Source organism: Niallia sp. NCCP-28, from assembly GCF_023168165.1.
Taxonomy (GTDB): Bacteria; Bacillota; Bacilli; order Bacillales; family Cytobacillaceae; genus Niallia.
Genome location: NZ_BQYJ01000002.1, coordinates 462,363 through 486,129, shown reverse-complemented (window position 1 = coordinate 486,129; position 23,767 = coordinate 462,363). Strand labels below are relative to the sequence as shown.

The 23,767-nt window shown below is 35.1% G+C and carries 17 protein-coding genes and 2 CRISPR repeat arrays (1 of these 19 running past the window's edge); of the genes, 2 read left to right on the top strand and 15 right to left on the bottom strand.

Features of this window, described 5'->3' with window-relative positions; translation table 11 throughout:
* A CRISPR array of direct repeats spans positions 1 to 1,062; the repeat unit is 32 nt; unit sequence ATTTCAATCCACGCACCCATATAGAGTGCGAC; it reaches 1,087 nt to the left of the window's first position.
* Between the two features lie 168 nt (positions 1,063 to 1,230).
* The 14 genes from cas2 to NCCP28_RS07000 all read right to left on the bottom strand — a co-directional run bounded on the left by cas2 (position 1,231) and on the right by NCCP28_RS07000 (position 19,946).
* Positions 1,231 to 1,521, bottom strand: coding sequence for a CRISPR-associated endonuclease Cas2 (gene cas2 / locus NCCP28_RS07060; RefSeq protein ID WP_248560693.1), 291 nt, complete (start codon positions 1,519 to 1,521; stop codon positions 1,231 to 1,233).
* 8 nt (positions 1,522 to 1,529) lie between these two features.
* Positions 1,530 to 2,561 carry a type I-C CRISPR-associated endonuclease Cas1c gene (cas1c, locus tag NCCP28_RS07055; protein ID WP_248560692.1) on the bottom strand — a complete coding sequence of 344 codons (1,032 nt, stop codon included), beginning with the start codon at positions 2,559 to 2,561 and terminating at the stop codon, positions 1,530 to 1,532.
* The gene (cas4, locus tag NCCP28_RS07050) at positions 2,558 to 3,217 is read right to left on the bottom strand and encodes a CRISPR-associated protein Cas4 (RefSeq protein WP_248560691.1); all 660 of its coding nucleotides are present in this window, start codon (positions 3,215 to 3,217) and stop codon (positions 2,558 to 2,560) included. The genes cas1c and cas4 overlap by 4 nt, the downstream gene beginning before the upstream one ends.
* The gene (gene cas7c / locus NCCP28_RS07045) at positions 3,207 to 4,067 is read right to left on the bottom strand and encodes a type I-C CRISPR-associated protein Cas7/Csd2 (protein WP_248560690.1); all 861 of its coding nucleotides are present in this window, start codon (positions 4,065 to 4,067) and stop codon (positions 3,207 to 3,209) included. The genes cas4 and cas7c overlap by 11 nt, the downstream gene beginning before the upstream one ends.
* Before the next feature lie 26 nt (positions 4,068 to 4,093).
* Positions 4,094 to 5,983: a type I-C CRISPR-associated protein Cas8c/Csd1 gene (cas8c, locus tag NCCP28_RS07040; RefSeq protein ID WP_248560689.1), complete on the bottom strand. Its 1,890-nt coding sequence runs from the start codon at positions 5,981 to 5,983 to the stop codon at positions 4,094 to 4,096.
* A gap of 4 nt (positions 5,984 to 5,987) precedes the next feature.
* Positions 5,988 to 6,701, bottom strand: a complete 714-nt coding sequence (cas5c, locus tag NCCP28_RS07035; RefSeq protein WP_248560688.1) for a type I-C CRISPR-associated protein Cas5c — start codon at positions 6,699 to 6,701, stop codon at positions 5,988 to 5,990.
* A gap of 260 nt (positions 6,702 to 6,961) precedes the next feature.
* Positions 6,962 to 9,388 carry a CRISPR-associated helicase Cas3' gene (gene cas3, locus NCCP28_RS07030; RefSeq protein WP_248560687.1) on the bottom strand — a complete coding sequence of 809 codons (2,427 nt, stop codon included), beginning with the start codon at positions 9,386 to 9,388 and terminating at the stop codon, positions 6,962 to 6,964.
* A 388-nt stretch (positions 9,389 to 9,776) separates the two neighbouring features.
* Positions 9,777 to 11,986: direct repeats of the CRISPR family, unit length 32 nt; unit sequence ATTTCAATCCACGCATCCATATAGAATGCGAC.
* Between the two features lie 320 nt (positions 11,987 to 12,306).
* Positions 12,307 to 12,507: an HTH-like domain-containing protein gene (locus tag NCCP28_RS23970; protein WP_483870137.1), complete on the bottom strand. Its 201-nt coding sequence runs from the start codon at positions 12,505 to 12,507 to the stop codon at positions 12,307 to 12,309.
* 589 nt (positions 12,508 to 13,096) lie between these two features.
* On the bottom strand, positions 13,097 to 13,690 hold the full coding sequence (locus tag NCCP28_RS07025) for a cell wall hydrolase (protein WP_248560686.1): 594 nt from the start codon (positions 13,688 to 13,690) through the stop codon (positions 13,097 to 13,099).
* Positions 13,691 to 14,205: 515 nt separating this feature from the next.
* The gene (locus NCCP28_RS07020) at positions 14,206 to 15,237 is read right to left on the bottom strand and encodes an alpha/beta fold hydrolase (RefSeq protein ID WP_248560685.1); all 1,032 of its coding nucleotides are present in this window, start codon (positions 15,235 to 15,237) and stop codon (positions 14,206 to 14,208) included.
* 350 nt (positions 15,238 to 15,587) lie between these two features.
* Positions 15,588 to 16,463: an L-serine ammonia-lyase, iron-sulfur-dependent, subunit alpha gene (gene sdaAA / locus NCCP28_RS07015; RefSeq protein WP_248560684.1), complete on the bottom strand. Its 876-nt coding sequence runs from the start codon at positions 16,461 to 16,463 to the stop codon at positions 15,588 to 15,590.
* Positions 16,464 to 16,539: 76 nt separating this feature from the next.
* A complete protein-coding gene (gene sdaAB, locus NCCP28_RS07010) occupies positions 16,540 to 17,202 on the bottom strand; it encodes an L-serine ammonia-lyase, iron-sulfur-dependent subunit beta (RefSeq protein WP_248560683.1) in 663 nt (220 codons plus the stop codon).
* Between the two features lie 42 nt (positions 17,203 to 17,244).
* Positions 17,245 to 18,684, bottom strand: a complete 1,440-nt coding sequence (locus NCCP28_RS07005) for a M20 family metallopeptidase (protein WP_248561117.1) — start codon at positions 18,682 to 18,684, stop codon at positions 17,245 to 17,247.
* Positions 18,685 to 18,686: 2 nt separating this feature from the next.
* A complete protein-coding gene (locus NCCP28_RS07000; protein WP_248560682.1) occupies positions 18,687 to 19,946 on the bottom strand; it encodes an MFS transporter in 1,260 nt (419 codons plus the stop codon).
* A 132-nt stretch (positions 19,947 to 20,078) separates the two neighbouring features.
* Between NCCP28_RS07000 and NCCP28_RS06995 the strand changes: the two genes are divergently transcribed.
* Positions 20,079 to 22,097 (top strand): helix-turn-helix domain-containing protein, encoded by a 2,019-nt coding sequence (locus NCCP28_RS06995; RefSeq protein ID WP_248560681.1) that lies wholly within the window; start codon positions 20,079 to 20,081, stop codon positions 22,095 to 22,097.
* Positions 22,098 to 22,334: 237 nt separating this feature from the next.
* Here NCCP28_RS06995 and NCCP28_RS06990 read toward each other — a convergent pair whose 3' ends face one another.
* Positions 22,335 to 23,114 (bottom strand): hypothetical protein, encoded by a 780-nt coding sequence (locus tag NCCP28_RS06990; protein ID WP_248560680.1) that lies wholly within the window; start codon positions 23,112 to 23,114, stop codon positions 22,335 to 22,337.
* 430 nt (positions 23,115 to 23,544) lie between these two features.
* Between NCCP28_RS06990 and NCCP28_RS06985 the strand changes: the two genes are divergently transcribed.
* Entirely contained in the window at positions 23,545 to 23,766 is a 222-nt protein-coding gene (locus tag NCCP28_RS06985) for a MarR family winged helix-turn-helix transcriptional regulator (protein ID WP_248560679.1), read from the top strand.
* Position 23,767 lies beyond the last annotated feature (1 nt).

Here is a 23,767-nt window from a genome sequence, read left to right as displayed (position 1 = left end):
GCGACACGGACCTTCCAACAGTTCTGCTGGCCTATGTTCAATTTCAATCCACGCACCCATATAGAGTGCGACATGCTCTTTTGGTAAAAATGAGAAAGGTGTTTATATTTCAATCCACGCACCCATATAGAGTGCGACGGTAAACCTTATCGAAAACAAGCTTATGAGTATGCATTTCAATCCACGCACCCATATAGAGTGCGACAAGAGTACCATTAGATAACTTAGCTAAAATATGCATTTCAATCCACGCACCCATATAGAGTGCGACGTGACGTTGATTATTTTGATGAAAGAGCACTTCATATTTCAATCCACGCACCCATATAGAGTGCGACTTAATATTTGATTTATTTCCTTGTGTCTTTGTGATTTCAATCCACGCACCCATATAGAGTGCGACATATGCGACAAAAAACTGGAGGTAATCAATGATATTTCAATCCACGCACCCATATAGAGTGCGACGAAAAGAAAACGCGGCTGCTTTGGTCAAAGATTTATTTCAATCCACGCACCCATATAGAGTGCGACTGCTACCAGCTGCATATATGTGCCCATCGGTTGAGATTTCAATCCACGCACCCATATAGAGTGCGACGCTCAGGATATGAAGACATTTTTTAATGAAAAAATTTCAATCCACGCACCCATATAGAGTGCGACACCAACATTTATAAGACCAGAGCCGTTATTGCAGATTTCAATCCACGCACCCATATAGAGTGCGACGCTCCTTTACGTTTATGCCGGACTAGATCAATAATTTCAATCCACGCACCCATATAGAGTGCGACCATATTTTCTTTTTTCTTGCGAAGTTCTCTGGAATTTCAATCCACGCACCCATATAGAGTGCGACATAAGTAACAATGCCTTTTACATCTTTCGCTTGGATTTCAATCCACGCACCCATATAGAGTGCGACGATACATATTTCTTTAATGCTTTCTTTAAGTCGGATTTCAATCCACGCACCCATATAGAGTGCGACGCTGCTCTTGAAATTCTTAGTCCAAATTTAGAAAAAATTTCAATCCACGCACCCATATAGAGTGCGACAGCGATTTTTATCCAAATAAAGTAATTTTACACTTTAAATAGTTTAAAAACCTCTATTTTCCTAGTAATTACGAGGAACAACAATTTAAAAAAATAGGATTTAATACTTTTACGTTAAAATTAGAGGTGCGAATCTATCTGAAAGATTATGTGAGCTTTACATTCGCACTATAAGATTAAAGGACCTTCTAAATCAAGGGATTCTTTAACTCCAATATGTTCTATTTTATTTTTATAATTATTACCTAACTGATAAAACCTTAAACTATCCTGCCTTTTGTCTATAATACTTATAAGTTCATGCTTTAATAAGGTGAGTTGTGTTGCATCTACAATGCATTCGAATACTGAATTTTGCACCCTTTGACCATAGTTTTGACATACCTTTGAAACTTTACGTAATCTTTTTTGTCCAGCACCAGTTATAGTACTTACATCATACGTAATTAAAACCAACATATGTTCACCTACTTCCAAAGAAATGGAGGATACTCATCTAAATCTTCTCGTAAATATCTTGCTAATAATAAAGATTGGGCATGTGGAACTAATCCCCATTGTATTTTTTCACCTAGATAAGGATGTGTAATTTTCTCCTGCTTTTTATTCTGCCAAGCAGACAAAAATTTTTTTCTTGCTTCGTCTGTCATAAGTATAGCGCCATTCTCTTTTTTATAGAAATCATCTTTATTAAAAATCTTCTTATTAATTAGCGATAAAACGAATCTATCGGCATATACTCCTCTTAACTCTTCCATTACATCTAAAGCAAGAGAAATTCTCCCTGGTCTATCTCGATGCAAAAAGCCAACGTACGCATCGAGACCAACACCTTCCAATGCAGATGCCATATCATTCGCCAATAATGTATAGGCGAATGATAGCATTGCATTAACATTATCAAGAGGTGGTCTTCGTGATCGTGAATAAAAAAAGAAGTCTTCTTTCTGTTGGAGAATCATTTCGTTAAACAATCTATTATAACTAATTGCTGCTTGTCCCTCTAAACCTCTTAACCTTTCTAACTCTTTACATAATCTGACTTCCTGAATAATCGATGATAGATGACGAGAAGTTTCCTTAAATTGATTTACGTTTAACCTTAAAGGATAATCTCTTTTCATTCTTTCTAGCATCCACTTATTATTATAAATTTTCGCTGTGATAAAGTTACGTGCAATCTTTGTTGAAAGTTCTTCATCTTCTGAAATTTTATATTGCTTTTTTCTTAAAATTACATTTCCTTTACTCTTCCCAATCACACGTGCAAGAAATCGGCCACTTGCAGTTAAAAAAACTATAGAGATATTTTTTTCAGCACAATACCCCATTAATGCAGGACTTGCACCAGTATATCCAAAAGAAACAACGGTTTCTAAATTATGGAGCGGTATTCTTCCTATTTTTTCTTTATCTTTTTGCAATACTATATTGTCACCATCTAGTGATAAATAAACATCAGACTGTGTAATATACAATGTATTAAGAAGCTTTTTCATTCTACAATCTTCCCCTCAATATAACTTCGCACTGAACGTTTGTTCATTATATTGGGCATACAAACATCTTGAAGAGAACAATTTTTACAAAAAACACCTGTTTTCACTTTAGGTGTATAACAACGCTGATAATAGCTATACATTTCAGTAACAACAGATTTCACTTTTCTTTTATGTTCAGGTGTGATTAGCACTTCCACTCGATGTTTAATTTCATTATAAAAGATAAATCCTTTATTCACTTCACAAAGAAGCATTTCTTCTAAACATAAAGCTTGAGCAGTGAGTTGCATAATATCCGATTCATCGTTTTTCGGCTTACCCCGTTTATATTCAACAGGATAAGCCAAATATTTTCCTGCCACGCCCGCTAATTCAATACCATTATCACTTTGAATAAATTCCACAATATCACATATTCCGGTAATTTTAAGGTCATTAGATTTCACTGGCATTGCCCGAACTACAATTTTGTCTCCCCTTTTTTCTCGGATAAACGGTTGGTCTGCCTTAGAGTGTAATTGCTGTCCTTCAATAGTTCTAACATTCTCCGCCCATTGTTGTTCAATATGAATTAACGCCCACTGTCTTCGGCAAAAAAGAAAGTGCTGAATTCCTGAAAGCATTAAAAATTGTTCTTCTTCCTCATAAGCCATCTATAATCTCTGCTTTCAATCCATCCAATTCATTCACAATAATATCGTAATCTTCTATCTTTTTCGGTTCATCAACATTCGGTATCACTTCAATCAAACGGTGTACTTTAGCCGAAGAGTATTGACCCAGTTTAGAATTATGTTCCCACCAACATACTTTTAAAACTTCCATGCTTCCTTCTGGTCTTGCAGAAGATGCATCATTTTCAAAAAGTGTAACAAGCACATTTTTTAACTTCAAAGCATCTTCATTCGAAAAACCCGTTTTTTCTGCTAATTGTGTATTTATACTTCCATAAAATACATACACACCAAAGTCTACACGATGCTTCATTCCCATTGTGTCAGAGCCTTTTTCTTTTCCAGGTTCGGAATTCACACTTTTTGTAATCTGTATACTAGTAATATCAATAGGACCTACACTTGTTGCAGCATGAATAGATACAGGTCCCCTTACCCCTACAGAGACACCTTTTCCTGATCCACCTTTGAATGCAAAAACTTGACCAAAACTTCGTACATCAAACCACGCTTTACATGCTTCCGCAGCAAATAGCCCACTAGGATTATCTTTAGACTTTAATGCCTTCGTTAATTCTTCATTCGCATCAGCTCTTTCTCTTAAGCTATTAAATGCATCTACTTTTTTATCATTCGATTGAACAAATACAGATTCTTCCATATCAATTAAGCGATTACGAATTTTTCTTTTAATGGCCACATCAGAAATTTCTCCATAGCCATCATAATTTTGTCTCGGTCTATTTCCATTTAAAGGATCTCCATTAGGATTTGCCTTTGTTACGGATAAAACAACAGCAAAATCAATTTTATGATCTAAAGATAACATCTTTATTTCCCCTCTCCATAAATAAGTTAAATTTCTTGGGATTCTTTATTCTTTTTTTGATATAAATCATTTCGTTGACTATAAAACCCTAATAAATATCTTCCTGAAAGAGGCTTATTATTAAAATCTTCAAATTTGATCTTTGTGCCAACTTCATCTATTAATTTATTATAGTACCAAACTCTTTCTCCTAATCTTGCTTGATAAGGTTGTAGCGCCTTTTGAATAGTTGTCCATGTTCTTGCGGGATGCTGGGCAAAAGAAGACATATATCTTCTTGCATTTGTAGCGCGTTTATCATTGTTATCTAAAGCATTTCTTTCTAACACATCTGCAACAGCTAGAAGCCTTCCAAATAAATAATCACGATCTTCATTTTCTTGATCTAAAGCCACAGAATATCCCTCCTTTTTGTTAATTAACGCACAAGCAATACTTAATGTTTTTTCCCATTCCCAATTTTCCATAGAAATAGGATTTGAAGCACGATAAAAGACATTCTTCATAATATCTAAAGGTATTTTTGCTTCATCAATAATACAAGGAATCATTCTTTCCATTAATCCTTTTACCAATTTATCATTCGCTTTTGGTCCATATGCAGCAAATGCAATATCCTTCGGAGCAGGAGCACCATAAAATGGCATGGAGTAGCCTTCCTTATTTTTTCTATAATGGTGCTGCCATACACATGTTGTATGCCAATTTTTCAAACGCTCTAAATAATTTGATCTTTCTATGCTGCGATAATATAAAACTGCCATCCTGCCAGTTGTTGCCGAATCAAGTATCATAATCTGTACTCTATCATTTGCAGATAAATCACTTTTATAGCCATCAATTGCTTTCGCTAGTTCCCTAGCAAAATGTTCATATGTATAGGACTTTAATTCTTCTTTTAATTCAGCTGCTTCATCCATAGCAAAGATTGAAAAACTGTCATCCATAACATCTAGTACATTATTTTCATTATCATTTCCCCAAACAAGAAAAGCTCTTTGGTCAACAATTTTACCTTGCTTATTTATCAACCACTTAAGAGCGTTATGGGCTTTTTGTGATACTTCATAGCTAATACTAGCAACCTCATTGGACTTATTGAATCTTCCTCTATAGGTAAAACCACTCGTATCGTTGCTTGAAATTAATTTCGCCTTATCACCTGCGTTTCTTATTTTATTAGCATGTTTTTCTGTACTTGGCATAATATTCCCCGTAACATAACAAAGATCATTGTTTCCAAGTAACCTTTGGTAATATAAAATAAATGACTCGTACATATTTGGATCTTTCCATGGTTGCGGTATAAGACGTTTAGATGAGTGGACTGAAAACCGAACAAAGGCGCTTTCTTGTCCTCCAGTAACAGTAGAAAAAATTGGCGGCTTCTCCCCAATAAAATCTTCTGCTTTTTTATCCCACTTTCCTATTAAATGAGCATTTGTATCCAACCATAATATTTTATTTTCTACCAAGTCTGCTATTAAAGTTTGTTTACTTAAATAGTTATATATACTTTTTACCGTTTGTGTTGCAAAAGGGGATTCTGCCCAATTCTTTAAATTTGTAATATATTTTGAAAACGGTACCTCCTTTTTTATTTGCCCTCCATACGCTACAAAATCTCCTGCAACATAACTAATTTTGTCATGCAGTGGATATGGAGATACAACTGCACCCGCACGACTTGCTGAATCTTCTGTACAAGGAATCAATGTATTAGCATCACTTTTATTAATTATATTTGCAAAATGAAATTCCCCTTCTTCTGTTACAATTACATCAATATGGGCTGTCTGAGTTGTATGTGAAACTGGCAATAGAGTGTATTCCTGTCCATTATATTTTTTCTCAATTTTTCCTACTTGATCTAAATTTGATTCATAGGTTTCATACAAATTAAGTAACCAACTCATTTATTCACCTTCCAGTTTCTATTTCGCTCCATAATTCATCTACTGACTCTACATTTGAAGAATCAAATGTTTTCGATTCCAGTTTCTTTACTTTGCGTATATTTGTACATTGATCAGGACGAATATACTGAATAACCCCGTTTTTCATGATAGGATTCCACAAACGAATCTCCATCTGATTATGACCCGTTTCGTCTGGATAATTTATTCCATGTAACATTGTCCCAAGAGGCATTTCACTAAGTTGATCGTAATATCCTATACCAGCTCCAAATTCACAGGATTCTACATATCCTTGACATTCGCGTGTTCCAAGAAAAATATCTCTGCGTCCACCAGCTTTAAGAGAACGTTTAAGAATATTGTGATGTTTAAACTCGTTTCGATCAAAAGCCAAATCAGGTCGATGTGGATTAAAGATAAAGTGTGCTCTAACTTGATAATGAACGTCTTTTAAATATGTATAATGTGCCAATGTATTGCCACCACCGTATTCAATCGGTCGCACTCCTTTCGACTCCATATTAATCGCATTCATGATTCGAATTTCATCTACAATCATTAAAAGGGTTGGCTTCCAGTAAATACTTTCTACTATGCCTTTAATAGATTGATAAGTTGGGACGGAATAACTCATCTTCTCTCCACCCATTTTTGTTAAAGGATCTGTAAATAGAGCGTATTTTCCGAATAATGAAAATTCTATGGAGTTACGCATTTTCCCACCTCCATTTTTTACTAGTTTATAGTTAAATAGTAACTTTTTCCCACATAATATTCAAGTAATTTAATTATATATTATACGAAATTTATGAACATTAAGTGAACATATCAAATTTCAATATCTATGTTATACTATAAAAAGTAATTGTCGCTGATTTTTAGCGTGGATTGAAAAGTATAGTATATGATTAAAGGGGAATGTCTAAAGAACGAGGACATCCCCCTAAACATTTTCATTTCAACAATATATCTTTTTTAGAATATTACACTACCAAATCCACTTTCATTTAAAACATCCACTCCATATTCTTCACTGTATGCTCCTTCAGTTAAAGCCATAATTTTTCCATCCAGTAACGGGACCAATCCATTATTCTGTATAAGTAACTGCTTTTCTTGAGAATACAAATTCACAGTAAACTGCTGTGCTTTTCGCAACCATTTACTAAGATCCTCTATTGATTGGCTGCCATTTAATTCTGCTATTATATTTTCTCCTTCTCCATATGGAACTATTACACTAGTAGTTGCCTGATCAATCACATGAAACGCTTTAGCAGCTGTTCCATAACTGTTCAAAATAAATAATTCCACCTCTCTTTTATACTTAGTAATATAGGCATAACGATCACGATTTTCCTTTCTAGCTACCATTAACAATTCTGTCATATTCTTCCGTAATTTAGGGATAAAATAATCTAAATCAGACGAAAAAGTAGAATAAAAAGATTGAAAATATCGATCCATCGCTTGCTTGGATAGAATGTTTCCACCATAACTATTGCTGTCTCTCTTTAAATCAATAAGGATTTTTTTTGCTTCTTCCTTCCCCTTCCTTATCTCTTTTAGGTGATCTAAGTTCTCCTCTGTATGATCTATGATATAAACAGGCTGTATTCCCATTTCTCCATGTCTATTACAGCGTCCTGCTGCTTGAGCAATTGAATCAAGCCCTGCCAACGATCGAATCACACATGAAAAACTAATATCAACACCTGCCTCAATTAATTGTGTACTTACACAAACAATTCTTTCTTTAAACTCTAATTTCTCTCTAATTTCAGCTAATAGCTCATTTCTATGTGCAGCACACATCGCCGTGCTTAAATGATACACCGTTCCTTGCATTTCATTCTCCTGTAGCTTTTCGTATAAATCTTTGACAACTGCCTTTGTATTTAATATCACTAATATACTCTGTGTGTTTTTCCATTTTTCTTTTACAAAATCCGCTAGTTTTTCATTTGTAAAAGATTGATCTGTTGCTAAATCTATTGTGTCCACCCTTTTAAATTGCTCAACCACATCATCAAGCTGCTCAATCATTTCAGCATCTGTATCAATAGAAAGTTTATTTTCAACAAAATCAAGTGCTGGCTGTGTAGCCGTACAAAGAACCATACTACTTTTCGCATAATCTTTCAGAAAATTTAAGGCCTGATTGAATAATGAGACACAACTAATTGGCACCTTCTGTACTTCATCAAAAATAATAACCGAGTCACTCAAATTATGAAGTCTTCGTATATTTCTACTACCATGCGCATAAAAAACATTCAAAAATTGTACCATCGTCGTAAAAATAATAGGAGAATCCCAATTATCCTTTGCCAATTTCAACTTTTGCTTTGTACTCATTACTCCATCTTGATTTTCATCATTATCATTCTCATCATCGATCACATTAGAATGATGCTCTAGAATATTTATTTCATCCATTAGAATTTTTCTTACTTCTTCTGCATTTTGTTCAATAATCGTTGTATAGGGAACTATGTAAATAATATGCTTTTTATCATAAAGTTTAGCATGTTTTAAGGCATATCTTAAGCTAGCTAACGTCTTTCCACCACCTGTAGGGATCGACAATGTATAAATTCCTGAAGTTTTTTTTGCAAAACGATCACATTGTTCAGACATCTGTTTCCGTAATATGTTGATAGGGGTATTTACATGTTCATGCTGTTGAAAGGACTCTATTCTCTCCATTAATCTCTGATAATAGGTTTCAAATAAAATAGAATGATTCTCTTTAGGAGTATAGTTCTGATTTTCTTCAAATAATCTTGTATTTGTTCGATCTGCGTCGATCAATGTACTAAAAACGAATTTTGTTAAAAACATATACTTTTGTTCACTTGTTTTTGAGGGATCTTTTTTTAAGTATTTTTCCAACTCTTTTGCTGCCTTTTCGACATAATTCATAAAATCTTTTTTACTAATAACTAACTCAAAAAATTTCTGCTTCGATAATTCAAACTCAGGCAAATCTTTTTCCCGTACCCTTTTTAAATAATTTGATTCCAGCTCATCATTTAAATAGTCCTTTAAATACGAATGATGTGAAATAATTGCATTTCCTACAATCTCAGCTAATTTCCCTTTATATTCTGTAATTTGTTTTGTATGAAATAACTCGTACAGTATCTTTCCGCCAGCAGTAGAATGATCAACACTTCCTCTTTTTGGGGGAGCATCTGGATTATTCACCGCCTCTAGTATATAAGTACGAAATTCATTCGTATACTTCCCTAAATCATGTAGCATACCTGCAAGACCAGCTACATGCTTAACTTCTAATTTCGCTCCCAAAGTTTCAGCTATACTTCGAACTCCTAATAAATGCTCTTCCACCGTTTGGATTTTCCTATCGCTTTCTCTGATATGAGCAATATAAGTCATTTGGCACCTCCAATTTATTAACTTTTTATCTAAATTGATAAATATATGTGTACAAACTCTTTTGCTATTACAAGTAATTATATACTAAAAGGTATACCAAAAATGGCATACCTTTTAGTATATTCTCGTAACATTTTATATTTATACTATGAAGGTCATTTCTTCAGAGTACATGTTATTTAGAGAATACAAAAGTTAGATTTAGATAATTTTTTCGTACTGAGTGGTAGTTATTTCTGAAAGAGTCGGCCGGGCATGAAACATAATACACGTAAAATGTAGAGATCACCCATCATCACCAAAAAACTATCGAAAAGTGTATCATCTCAATCACGTACTCATATAGAATGCGACTCTTCTTACGAGAATGCCAACAATACGGTATGAAATTTCAATCCACGCACTCATGTAGAATGCAGCACAATTCATAAGCTCGTTGTCCACCATCTGTAGATTTCAATCTACGCATCCATATAGAATGCGACTTTTTAAGCGCCCCAAGTTCATCATTTGTTTTGTTATTTCAATCCACGCATCCATATAGAATGCGACTACTGTAGGAAAAGCACGCTTTATTTCATCAATACATTTCAATCCACGCATCCATATAGAATGCGACTCTGTCTCTGTACGATCCCTTAGCTCCCCAATAATTTCAATCCACGCATCCATATAGAATGCGACGGTAGAAAACCGGCTTTCCTATTGTCGGCCTACTATTTCAATCCACGCATCCATATAGAATGCGACTGCTTCAGGAATCAACTATGCAACCAATGGTGCATTTCAATCCACGCATCCATATAGAATGCGACAGCAGTAAACAGAACATTTACCAATCAGCAAGGGATTTCAATCCACGCATCCATATAGAATGCGACAACTTGGTATTAACATAACAGTATATGAACAGGGATTTCAATCCACGCATCCATATAGAATGCGACCTATCACCATGCTACTAAGCAACCCAACCGAAAATTTCAATCCACGCATCCATATAGAATGCGACTACAAGGGCAGCTTATAACTGGTTGTCAGATAGAGATTTCAATCCACGCATCCATATAGAATGCGACTGAGTTTGTTAAACTAGTACGTAAAAAACATAAATTTCAATCCACGCATCCATATAGAATGCGACTCATATAAGTGTATCTGTGCAATGTCATTGTATTATTTCAATCCACGCATCCATATAGAATGCGACAAAGTCAGAGTTTCTGCCGTACTCTTTCATGATTATTTCAATCCACGCATCCATATAGAATGCGACGCATGTTCATTTAGTGTTTCTACTCACAAACAAATTTCAATCCACGCATCCATATAGAATGCGACGGTTGTGGTGTTGTCGTTGTAGCAGCTGATGAAATTTCAATCCACGCATCCATATAGAATGCGACGATTGACCGTAACCGTGTAAACTCTTTGAAGCTGTATTTCAATCCACGCATCCATATAGAATGCGACGTCAATATTGCCCTCCTAATGAGTGGGAATCTATGATTTCAATCCACGCATCCATATAGAATGCGACAACATGTGGAGGGCATCCAGTGAAAGCAGCTATATATTTCAATCCACGCATCCATATAGAATGCGACTGGGTTTTTATTGAAAATAAATTGCATTTAGGAGATTTCAATCCACGCATCCATATAGAATGCGACTTTCGCCTTTTTTCTTTTGACCGATACCAGCAAAATTTCAATCCACGCATCCATATAGAATGCGACGTCCATCGACTTCTTACCACCTTGTGTTCCTTTTATTTCAATCCACGCATCCATATAGAATGCGACCCTATTTTAGGAGGCGGATCAAAAAGTACTAAAGATTTCAATCCACGCATCCATATAGAATGCGACATCAAACAACCTCACTCGCATACGTATAGCAGCATATTTCAATCCACGCATCCATATAGAATGCGACTATTTACTGTTGTGGCATCTATTTGGTCATGGTGATTTCAATCCACGCATCCATATAGAATGCGACTTTGGTGGGGTCATTCAGTGTTTTGACGCCCTGTCATTTCAATCCACGCATCCATATAGAATGCGACTGTAGTTGTCTCATCTTCTATATCTAGCCATTCTGATTTCAATCCACGCATCCATATAGAATGCGACGAATGTTTGATGCATTAAAAAATATTGGTGGAGATTTCAATCCACGCATCCATATAGAATGCGACACAGGAGTATCCTTAAACGATTCCGATCCAAGGCATTTCAATCCACGCATCCATATAGAATGCGACTTATAATTCTTCTCAAAATAGCCTGTTTATCCTATTTCAATCCACGCATCCATATAGAATGCGACGAATTTATCCCGGATGCCTACGCCAAATGGATGGATTTCAATCCACGCATCCATATAGAATGCGACGACGGTAAAATCCAATTCAAAAACAGTTGTCATTATTTCAATCCACGCATCCATATAGAATGCGACTGTCTACCTCTTTTGGATCATCAATTTTACAAATATTTCAATCCACGCATCCATATAGAATGCGACATACCGATTTCTATACTTTCCAAATACTCTTTTTATTTCAATCCACGCATCCATATAGAATGCGACCCCGATTTTTTAACAAAAATCGTAAAATTACACTTGATATTCCTATACTAATAATGAATTTTATAACCAAAGCAAGGAATATACTCAAAAATTTTAAAAAGCAATCATATTTCTTCTTAAAAATTGGTGCGAACCCCTTTAGTAAATTATGTTATCTTTACATTCGCACTAAACAATTATGGATTCTCTGATTAAAATCCATTTTAAATTTCACTCATTTCCCTTAAAAATAGGCGCATTTTCTATATAATAATCATCATATAGAGTTGCCCCTCATCGCCCGAATCTAGTTAAAGCATTAAATAACCTACAACTATTTTTTATTTAGGGACAACATACTTTGATAATTTAATACCTTTACTAATCTCCGTGGCATAGGATGTGTTTAAACCAGATGCTTTAATAATTTCTCTTACACTAAGGTGATTTTCCTGGATAAAAGACGCATATTTAACTCCAAAAAAATGAATACTTGCTACTTTGTAACCATCAGGTGCATCGCTATACAATCTATTTAATATTATTCCTAAGCTATGCGATTGCTTCCACTCTTTTCATAAAATTAATTTTCAAAGTAATTATTTTGCATGCTTACTATTAAATCCATTATTAACTATTTTTAGAAAAATAACTAGATTAATTTATTAAAATTCAAGCAATATTACAGTTAGTTTTCACTAGATAAAGAAAAAAAATATTTATTTCACTTTAATTTATCTAATACAATAGATCTATAAATATAGTAAGTAAAGAAGAATAAATAAAACTGTATATAATTTTCTTGCTTGCGGTGTTTATTATTATACTAAAATGATTTTTTCAAATACCAAAGGCTGATTTCAGAAAATCAAATAAAAAATAGTTAGCTAATCTTAATTCAAATACTTATTTGTTATTCAATGAGTTAAATCTTCCAAACAATAATAAGGATTAACCTAGGTGAATTATGTGCTAGTTTCTAATAAAAAAACTTATAAAATACAAAATGCAGCACAACTCATTCTAGTATCGAGCAGTGCTGCATCCTTTATTTTTTATACATCATTCCTTTAAACCATAAAACCCCAAACAAAAAGCACCAACCCATAATGATTGATGCTTTTCCTCTACTTATCTCGCAAAACGATGATTTCCGATAGTAACGGTAGCTTGACGCGTTGATACCCAGTCACTTGTAGCTGTTTTAGGATTATAGAAGAATAATGAACCATTGCCTTTTCCGCCTAAAGCGATTGCTTCGTTTACAGCCTTTTTAGATTGTGCATCAGCTTGCTTATTGATTTCTCCATTTTTTACTGGAGTGAAAGCATAGTATCCATTCGATTTTTCATAGATTACTCCGCGGACTGTATTGGGAAATTGCTTGCTCTTTACACGGTTTAATACGACAACCGCAACTGCAACCTTGCCAGCATAAGGCTCGCCAACAGCCTCTGCACGCACTAAACGTGCCATTAAATCTTTATCTGCTGCAGAGATTGTAGCATTTGGCAGAATCATATTTTGACCTGTCATTAGAGGTTTGCTATTGTTTGCTTGCATTAAGTCATTTACAGGAATACCAAATCCTTTTGCTACTTTCCAATACGTATCACCCGATTGTATAGTGCGATTTGTTGCAGCATCGGCTTGATTTGTTAATGTAAATGCTGAAATAGATAACATTACCCCAGCGGCTACTATTAGTTTCTTTAGTTTTTGCATATTCTTTGCCTCCTAGTAGTCGTTTCTCTACTATCAGGCTAGCAGATGTAATATTTCTAATCATCCCCCCAAAAAGTGGCAACTAAAAGACTAATATGCTTACCCTATGCTGTGCATAGCTTGATAGATTTACAGGAAGTGTTATCCATATAAATCGATTCCCTATTAAAATCCTCTCATGGTGAAAAATGGATGTTGTTTTACAATACGCAAATATTGTGTAACAAGAAAGTACATAGAACATGGACAGCAAGTTTACCATTACAACTATTCGAAGTCTTAGATTCCTGCTATTTGTAAAGATGATGCATAAACAACTACAAATGACATCAATTGGAAGTTTAATATTTTTTTGAAAAACGGCCAGTGTATAGTTGGTAATCAGAAGGATAAAGGATTTATTTAGCGAAATAGTTTTTTATGAAAAAAGAGAAAAAAAGCTTCCTTCCCTTAGTGTATAGTTCAACTTATCAATAGCATAAAAAAATGAGCAAAACTCCTTTTTCAAGAGAATTTCACTCACTCAGCTTCTTCAAATATTTAATCAGCAATCCCTCAATCTCCCTTGCATCATCCAAGTGAAACATATGAGAAGACTTTTTTGCCCAATATAGTTTTTTCTTCGGGGCATCCAGCTGTTCGAAATAGTCTTGGATTAACTTTGGCATAATATGCTTATCTTTTCTCCCATGGATAAATAGAACAGGAATTTCCACTTTAGGAATTTCTATAGAGAAATTAAAATGATTTAAATCATAAAGCATTTGTTCTGAATAGGCTAGTTTCATTCCTGTAACCAATGAATGATAAATGTCTTTTAAGGTGTAATCGGGAGATGTGAGCATCATTTGAAACATTTTGAAATAGGTGGGTGTCCCTTTATCTTTTGCATCGTAAATCATGGATTTATATTTAAATAGCCATTTTTGAAGAATGTTCCATTTCTTAAAGCTTTTTTGATAAGGCGGTGCCCCAAGCCTTGTCAATTCATTGATTGCTTTTTGATTATTGCTTTCTTTCGCCTTTTTCATCAGCCATTGATAGTTTAGTTTGTCATTTTCTCCCCAATTTGTGACTTGGGATAAGGCCGTATAGGAATAGAATAAATCGGGATATTTGGAAATAAGGGGAAGACCGATAATCGTGCCCCATGAATAGGCCAGGATATGCAGTTTAGGCTGATTAAAACGTTGTAATAAATAACCGATTATTTCCTTGGCATCACTGATAAATTGTTTAAGATGCATCGTTTCTTTTGGGATATTCTTTGAATAGGACTTTCCTGTGCCTCGCTGATCCCAATAGACAAGGGTAAAATGTTTAACTAGCCGCTTCGTGCAAGTAATTAAAGCGTAATCGGCACCTCGATTGGATATTCCAGGAATAGGCATGCTCGGTCCACCATGAAGAACGAACAGCAAAGGATTTTGGGGATCTTCTGTTTGAATCAATATTGATTGCTTGATGCCGCCAATCTCGATTGTTTCGATGATATTCATGCCGTTTTTTGAAATAGTGAAATCTGTTTTTCTTGAAAAAAACTTCACACGAATCAGCTCCCATCAGCCAGACGATCCCCTGCCATCTGCACCAAAAATTTAACTCTAATAAAATATATTAATATGCACACTTCCCCTATTATTTTTACTCAGCAGCACCCAATATATACTTTTAGAAAATTATAAAATTTCCTAATAAACTTTTGATAACAAGAAAAGCTTTTTTGCTGCCTGCCTCGCTCTATAATTTTTTTGCTATTAATATAATAATTTTCAAATGCATTGCAATTGCAAAATAACTATTTAATAACTGGAATAAAAGATTCATACTCGTCAAAAAAGCGGCCCTCATAATTAATAAGGCCGCTTCCTCTCACATTATTATTTTATAAATCCTTTTATGCTCTTTTTCCAAAATACTTGGCCGCAAGCCTTTGTCCGGTTGGAGTTGCCGCAAGCCCTCCTTGAGCAGTTTCTTTTAAAGAAACAGGCATTGTTTGGCCAATTTTATACATTGCTTCGATTACTTCATCACATGGTATTCGGCTTGTTATTCCCGCAAGAGCCATATCAGCTGATACCATCGCATTGGCAGCTCCCATTGCATTGCGTTTTACACAAGGGACTTCAACAAGCCCAGCTACTGGATCACATACTAGCCCAAGCATATTTTTCAACGATATGGCCATGGCTTCTGCTGATTGTGCGGGAGTTCCGCCGGCTGCTTGTACTAAAGCAGCTGCAGCCATTCCTGCTGCTGAACCCACTTCAGCCTGGCAGCCCCCTGCTGCTCCTGAAATGGAAGCATTATTTGCCACAACAAATCCAAATGCACCTGCTGTAAAAAGGAATTCCACCATTTCCTGTCTAGTTAAATGTAATTGATCCTTTACCGCAAATAACGTTCCTGGCACTACTCCAGCCGATCCTGCTGTAGGTGTTGCACAGATGATGCCCATCGCTGCATTTACTTCATTAGTTGCGACCGCTTTGCTGATTGCGTCCAATACTGGTTTTCCCGATAAATAGTTTCCTCCATTAATATAGGTTTGCATTTTAACTGCATCGCCTCCGGTTAAACCAGTATGTGATGCAACGCCTGCCAATCCTCTTTCAATTGCTCTTTCCATTACCGACAAGTTCTTATCCATCTGTTCCATTATTATTTGGCGAGTTGTTTCATGAACCTCTATTTCTTGACGAATCATTATTTCTGCTATACTCACATTCTCTTTTTCCGCCAAACTTACGAGTTCTGCTACATTTCTAAACATGCTGCTTTTCGCTCCTCCAAGCATCTCCTCTTTTGGAGCTGCTTTTTGCTGTTTTCTAAGTAATGCATTGCTAATCTTATTGAATAATTTTTGTTGCTTGTATAATATTCGGCAATTTCATTAAGCTTTCTAAAACATCATCATCCATATTATGGTCAACCTCTATTGTCATCATTGCCATTTGTCCTTTTTCTTTTCTTGATACTTCCATATGTCCAATATTAATGCTTAATTCAGCCAAAACATTTGCTACTGCGGCAATTGTTCCGGCCCTATCTTGATGGAGAACCAATAGAGCAGGATGATTTCCAGAAAGCTTCAGTTGGAAACCATTTATCTCTATTATCTCTATCTTCCCCCCGCCTATTGAAATCCCAACAAGCTCAAGCTGGTCCATTTCATCGCCTATAATAATCCTTGCTGTATTAGGATGATCTACATTTGCTTTTTCTTCTATAAAGGAAATATTCATTCCAATTTCTTCTGCTATCGATAACGAGGAGGGAATACGTTCATCAAATGTATCAAAATCAAGAATGCCTCCAATAATGGCGACATCTGTCCCATGTCCTTGATAGGTCTGTGCAAAAGAACCATAAAAAGATACCTTTGCCCACTTCGGCTGTCTGCCAAATAATATTCTCGCTACACGGCCTATTTTAGCTGCACCTGCTGTATGAGAACTAGATGGACCAATCATGACTGGTCCAATTATGTCAAAAACAGTTCTGTATTTCATGGAAATCCATCACTTCTTTCCCATTCTATCTTTATTTATCTCTTAATAAACTGCTTCCTGCCTCTTATTCTTCGGTGGCTGAAGCTCTTTTGGTATTAATGCTTCATATGTCTCTCCATCCAATCTTTCCTGCAATTCTGCTTTCGCCTTTTCAATTATAGAAGGATTCCCTATTGCTGTGATTGCAGTACTCGCCAACGCTTTTCCTGCCAACAGCATTGCTTTATGGGCATATGATTCTTTGCCTTGTGCAACAACTTGCCATGTATGAAAAGGTGTGCCAAACGCCCAAGTTGCGGTAGTGCATTGCGCTGTTGGCACATTCCAGCTTACATCAGCTACATCCGTAGAACCGCCCATAAAAACAGGTTTTTCTGAATAAGGCAAAATAAAGTCCACAATCGGTTTTTCCTTTAAGCGCTGCCCTATTTCTTTTCCAACCGATAATTCAGCACTTTTCTTTTCGATATCTGTCAGTGAATTATACATTTCTTTAGCAAACTCCACTTCTTCTATTGTTACTTCCGGAAAACCCAAATCATCCAAATGCTGATGCATGATTTTTTCCAATGTGCTATTAGAAATTAAGTTATGACAAGAGCCTTCGATTTGAACCTCCATGCTTGTTTGTGACATTAATGCAGCACCTTTTGCACAATCTACAACTCGCTCATACAGATTTTTTACTTGGTGAGGTTTTGGCGCTCTTATTAAATAAGTCACTTCAGCTTCCGCCTGCACTACATTCGGAGCAAACCCTCCTGAATTTGTAACGGCATAATGAATGCGTGCTTCATCTTCCATATGTTCACGCATATAATTGACGCCAACATTCATCAGCTCTACAGAATCTAATGCACTTCTCCCTAAATGAGGAGAAGCGGCTGCATGTGCACTGCGGCCTTTAAACTGAAAAGTAGCATGAATGACTGCATTGGAGTAAGCATTCATTACAGCATTTGCTGTACTAGGATGCCAGGATAAAGCAAAATCAATATCTTTAAAAAGCCCGTCTCTAGCCATAAATGACTTGCCATAGCCGCTTTCTTCAGCAGGACATCCGAAGTATTTCACTGTTCCTTGGAGTTGATTTTCTTTCAAATAATCTTTAATAGCAATCGCTGCAGCAAGTGCCCCTACTCCTAATAAGTTGTGGCCGCATCCGTGACCATTGCCATTTAAATCAACTGGGTTATATTCTTTAAATCCCGCTTTCTGGCTTAAGCCGGCTAATGCATCAAATTCTCCTAAAATGGCAACAACTGGCCCACCGCTTCCATAGCTTCCTATAAATCCTGTTTCAAGCCCTACAACTCCCCGCTCTACTGAAAACCCCTCTTGTTCTAGCGAATCACATAACAATTCTGCTGATTGAAATTCCTCAAATCGCGTCTCTGCATACTCCCAAACTTGATCACTTAACTGCTTGTAAAGATTGCTTTTGTTTTCTATTAATCTAGATATTTCTGCTGTAATATTCATTTTCATTTTTCCCCCTCTATTAAGCTAGTCAATGAATTGGATTCCAATGACATTAACTGTTTTTTTGGTCTTATTAGAAATAGCGCCGCCGAACATAATAAAGCAAAACAAACTAGCATAATAAAGGCAGCACTATAAGAACCTCCAAAGAAATCGACTAAAAATCCTATAAGCATAGGAGTCAGTACACCTGCAAACTGTGCTCCAGTGTTAATAAAACCATTTGCTGTTCCAACTACAGACTCTGGAAGTATTTTCAAAGGAACAGAAGTAATTAGAATAATATTAAAAGAAAGCAAAATTGTAACTAAGCTTTGATAAGTGACAAACATAGTGATTGTAGGAGCTGATCCCATTAAATATAGAAACACAGCAGTCAGCAATCCAAAAATAGCAGCAACCAGCTTGTCCTTTCCTTCGGGTAGACGATCTAAAATATATCCACTTGCAAGCATTGCAAAGATGCCCGCAAATGCTGGAATCGCCGAAATCATGCCAACACTTGTTAAATCTAATCCTTTTACCTGTGCTAAATATGTTGGCATCCAAGAAGATAAACCCCAGTTGACTGCATAAATGCTAAAGTAGGCGATAAATAAATTCCAAATCATTGGTGTTTTTAAAACATCTCTTAAAGGCGATGTTTTTTGATTTTTTTTCTGAAGTGGTTCCTTCACCTGAATATTTTTCGAATTATCTTTTTCTTGAAGAAAGAAATAAAATAATCCTGTTATTAAAAGCCCAATTCCTCCAACAACATAAAAAATCATTCTCCATCCGATGCTTTGCATCAAGATTGTTCCAGCAATGGGCGTAACCACGCCCATAATAGTTCCTGATGTAAGCATAATAGACATCGCTTTACTTCTCTCATTCTGCGGGAACCAATTGGCAATTCCTTTTGAAGCAGCAGGAAAATAGCTTCCTTCCCCCAATCCAAAAAGGAAACGAATAAATACAAGAGAAAGTAATGACCAAGCAGAACCTGTTAGTGCCGTAAAAATTGATAGAAGTAATATCGCTGCAATTAAAACTTTTCGATAGCCAAACTTATCAGCGAGCCATCCTCCTGGAATTTGCATTAATGCATAACCAGCAAAAAAGCTGCTTAATACAATTCCCGTTGTCGATGCTGACAGCTGTAAATCCTCTGAAATACCAAGAATTGCATAATTAATGATAAAACGATCAAAGTTCCCGAGACACCATCCTAAAAAAAGCATAGCAATAATGATATACTTGGCATTTTTTTTGGCATTCACATTTATGCCCCCTCTAACTTTTTAATATTTTACTAATATAAATATATTAAAAATCAGACTATTCAAACAATATAATTTTATATATAATAAAGGATAATTTAATGTAGAAATATACATACGAAAGGAAAGTTTATGAAGAGCTTAAAAATTTTAACGCAATTTTTAATAGAGGAATGCAAAATTTCTTCCTTTCAAATATGGGAAATATTAAATGATAGAGAATTTTTGCCGATATATCCAAATCATCATTCCATGATCTTTCAACATCATAAATCCAATCTATATTTTGAACTGGACAAGGGATTTGCCATTGTTATTTTTACGGAAGGGAAAGTTTTGCCAAAGAAGGAACTAAAACATTTGGAGCAGCTCATTTATACCTATTATCTTGAACATATGTTGGAGAGAGAAAAATATATTCGAAATAAAATGATGGAAAGCATACGTGATATATCTTCTTTAAATAATTTGGATGACCTATTAGTAAAAATTCTTAAAAATTCCCTGTCAGTAATACCCGTTGCTGATATGGGAGTACTTTGGATGTATAATCAAAAAGAAGATATTCTTATCCCAAAAGCATGGGCAGGTGGACCATCAGCAGAAATACAAAAAATGCGGATGAAAATAAGCGAAGGAATCATTGGAAAAACTTTCAGAGAAAATAACTCCATTATCTTGACATCCTTTAATGATATATGGAATGAATCTTTATCCATTACCATTGAAAACCAAACATATTTACAAAGTTCTTATCATTTTGAAGAATTGCAATCGATTATTTCTGTTCCAATTGCTGTCGAGGAAACTGTCCTTTGTGTATTGATCATCTATCAAAATGGTCCTTATCCGCTATTAACTGCAAAAGACCAAAAACTATTGGAAAGCTTTTCTGACCAAGTATCCATCGCTTTAACTAATTCAAGACTTTATCAACATTTAAAAGAACAGAATAATATTCTTATTCAGCGAGATGAAATTCACCACTCTTTTATGAATCTTTCCTTACAAAGCAAAGGGCTAAAAATTATAACAAATGAATTAAGAAGAATGGTAAATATACCTATAGCCATCATTGATTTTACTGATAATCAAGTATATTCCAAACCAAACAGCTGGCATAAAAACGCTCCAGTTTTTCACCCAGAACAGCTGACAACGATAAAAAAAGCAGAATTCAAAACCTTTATCACCACTGATCAAGAGCGTACATTTTATTTCCATCCCATTCTTGCAATTAATACCATTATCGGCATGCTAATTGCCGTTGTAAATGAAGATGAATTAACCTCACTGGATAAAATGGTTTTTGAACAATCAAGTTCCATTATTGCTTTAGAAATAATCAGACAACAATCTCTTACAGATTCTTTTTACAAAAAAACATCGGACCGTTTCCATCAGTTTCTGCAATTAAAAGAGTATGGACAGCTTTGCGAAAAGGGATTAGAACTAGGCATTCAGCAGAATTTCTTTTATGCAGCAATTATTATTCAACTGACATATACTCATGAAATAGATTTTATGAATATACAAATTCACCGTTTAGTTTCCGATCTAAAAAAAGCTTATCAAAGTCATCTTCCAGTTGTGTTTGGTGCTCAGGATAAAGTAACACTTTTATGTCAATTCCCTCAAGAAATAAGTGTAATTGATTTCGAAAACCGGCTGCATCACCTTCATTCTAACTGGAAGAATGCTAACGGATCTTCTCTGCGTATAGCTGTGGGTACATGCTATGAAAATCTTGAAGATATAGCTGCTAGCTATTCGGAAGCTGAAAAAACTTTAGATTTCCAAAAATCGAGAAATTTAATTGGGATCATGCATTACCAGAAAATTGGCATTAACCGTCTATTTTTAAACCAGCCAAGCGAGGAATTACATAGATTTATTAACGAAGTGTTTCTGCCATTGCAGGTAGATTTCGATAAAAATCAATCTTTAGAAGAAACATTATTGGCCTATGTACAAAACAACCGTTCCATCTCCTTAACTGCTAAACAATTGCATATACATGTTAATACACTCTATCAAAGAATTAAAAAAATTGAGGATAAGCTAAAGATTTCATTTTCAAGTTCGGAAGACATGTTAAAAATTCAGCTTGCATGCTTCTTAAGACAATCTAGCATGACCTATAAAAAATAGATTAAAAAAGATGCCTATCCCCAATTACTGCACTAGAGATTAAGCACTCTCATTTAAAATGGATGTTTTCTAAAAGATTGTTGTTTTTCAGATAGTTTCCATGAGTAAATCCATAGTTAAAACAGGTTGATTGGAGTGAAAGGTGCAAGACTCCTGTAAAATTAGCGGGACAGGCGATACGCCTGCCCCACGGAAAGCTGGAATCCTGGGAAATTCATCTACTCCTTTAAAATACCTTTAAATAAGGCTCAATACTCTCTCTATCCTTGTGATAATATCCAAAAAATCATTAAAATCGTTATAGACATACTCTTGTGAATGGGCCGTATTATTTCTTAATTCTTCTATCCTGTTAAAAAATTGTTTTGCTTCTCTTCTTGAATGAAGTTCTAATTTCCCCAATAGATCAGGAGTTTTTTGGACAATCATGCCTTTATCTGAAAGCTGCAGACAGTCAATTAATCCTAAGCCTGCATTTTTTTCTTTTCTTACATGGAATAGGTTCATTGCTTCATTTATCCGATTAGCACTCAAGCGCTCTTTCCACTGTTTATTTGGATAATAATCCATAATTAACTGAACTAAATTCATTTCTAGAATAGATATTAAACCAAATACTAGCATGCGAATCGGCTGCTTTTGCAAATCCGCAACAGTTATTAATTTGTTTATTCGGTTGCTTTCTAATATAAAAACAGGATGCCTTTCTCGTAAAATCAACAGCAATTCCAGTAAAGAAGTAGATTCTGAAACAAGATCCTCCATTTGAAAGGTATGCATATACTTTGAAATCAGCCCTTCATCCAGTTCAGATTGAATAATATAGCCGATGATTTTACCATCAATCGCCACTCCATAATAATCAAAATCAAGTTTTTCCATTTGGAATTTTATTGTTAATGCATCATCTTGTGGGGAACACGCTGATAATTCTTCTGCTATTAATCCTACCGTAAGATTATTAGAATAAATTTCACGAAGTGTCTCAAGGTTTTTCCTTATGCTTTTTATTGCCAAAATAACTTCTCCTCCATAACTTTTTTCTATATGCTTGCAAATATATATTATTTTTTGTGAATTTATGGATTTTAGTCTTATTTTTCCCTGATTAAAATTATCTATATTCATTTTACCATCCCCGTTGTGGTCGCTGGTTTTTTATTTTCCAAACTTGGAGTTGGCTTTAATTATCGACAATTCTTAGATGGCAGTTATTTGCTTTTTAAAAAAATCGCAGACTAGATATTAAAAGGCTATTGACATATAAGTTTATACATACTATCATTATCTCATATTCAAGATAATTAAATTAAAGATATTTTTCGGAGGTGAAATAAAATGAAGAAAAAGTGCACGAACTTCCCTTGTTTTAAGGCAAATAAAACTGAACTTAGCCAAAAGCAGTCTCTGCATTACTGAGTTTTCTGTTTTAGAAGTGCTTTATCATATGGATAAATTAGTAAAGAGCGGTTTATTAATTCGCAGCGGACGTCCTGATGACCAGAGAGTAATCCATGTTGCTTTAACAGATGATGGGAATAAATTCATGGACAATAGCATGCCAAAATATCGAAATTTAGTTGATTACTTGCTGGGTTTTCTAAATGATGAGGAGGCAAACATGCTTGTTGCGCTATTAAAAAAGGTAAACAAAAAAGTAGAAAATTAAT

Coding starts and splice junctions, on each gene's coding strand:
- cas2 (WP_248560693.1), bottom strand. CDS start 1,521: ATGTTGGTTTTAATTACGTATGATGTAAGTACTATAACTGGTGCTGGA.
- cas1c (WP_248560692.1), bottom strand. CDS start 2,561: ATGAAAAAGCTTCTTAATACATTGTATATTACACAGTCTGATGTTTAT.
- cas4 (WP_248560691.1), bottom strand. CDS start 3,217: ATGGCTTATGAGGAAGAAGAACAATTTTTAATGCTTTCAGGAATTCAG.
- cas7c (WP_248560690.1), bottom strand. CDS start 4,067: ATGTTATCTTTAGATCATAAAATTGATTTTGCTGTTGTTTTATCCGTA.
- cas8c (WP_248560689.1), bottom strand. CDS start 5,983: ATGAGTTGGTTACTTAATTTGTATGAAACCTATGAATCAAATTTAGAT.
- cas5c (WP_248560688.1), bottom strand. CDS start 6,701: ATGCGTAACTCCATAGAATTTTCATTATTCGGAAAATACGCTCTATTT.
- cas3 (WP_248560687.1), bottom strand. CDS start 9,388: ATGACTTATATTGCTCATATCAGAGAAAGCGATAGGAAAATCCAAACG.
- NCCP28_RS07025 (WP_248560686.1), bottom strand. CDS start 13,690: ATGCAAAAACTAAAGAAACTAATAGTAGCCGCTGGGGTAATGTTATCT.
- sdaAA (WP_248560684.1), bottom strand. CDS start 16,463: ATGTTTAGAAATGTAGCAGAACTCGTAAGTTTGGCGGAAAAAGAGAAT.
- sdaAB (WP_248560683.1), bottom strand. CDS start 17,202: ATGAAATACAGAACTGTTTTTGACATAATTGGACCAGTCATGATTGGT.
- NCCP28_RS07005 (WP_248561117.1), bottom strand. CDS start 18,684: ATGAATATTACAGCAGAAATATCTAGATTAATAGAAAACAAAAGCAAT.
- NCCP28_RS06995 (WP_248560681.1), top strand. CDS start 20,079: ATGAAGAGCTTAAAAATTTTAACGCAATTTTTAATAGAGGAATGCAAA.
- NCCP28_RS06985 (WP_248560679.1), top strand. CDS start 23,545: ATGGATAAATTAGTAAAGAGCGGTTTATTAATTCGCAGCGGACGTCCT.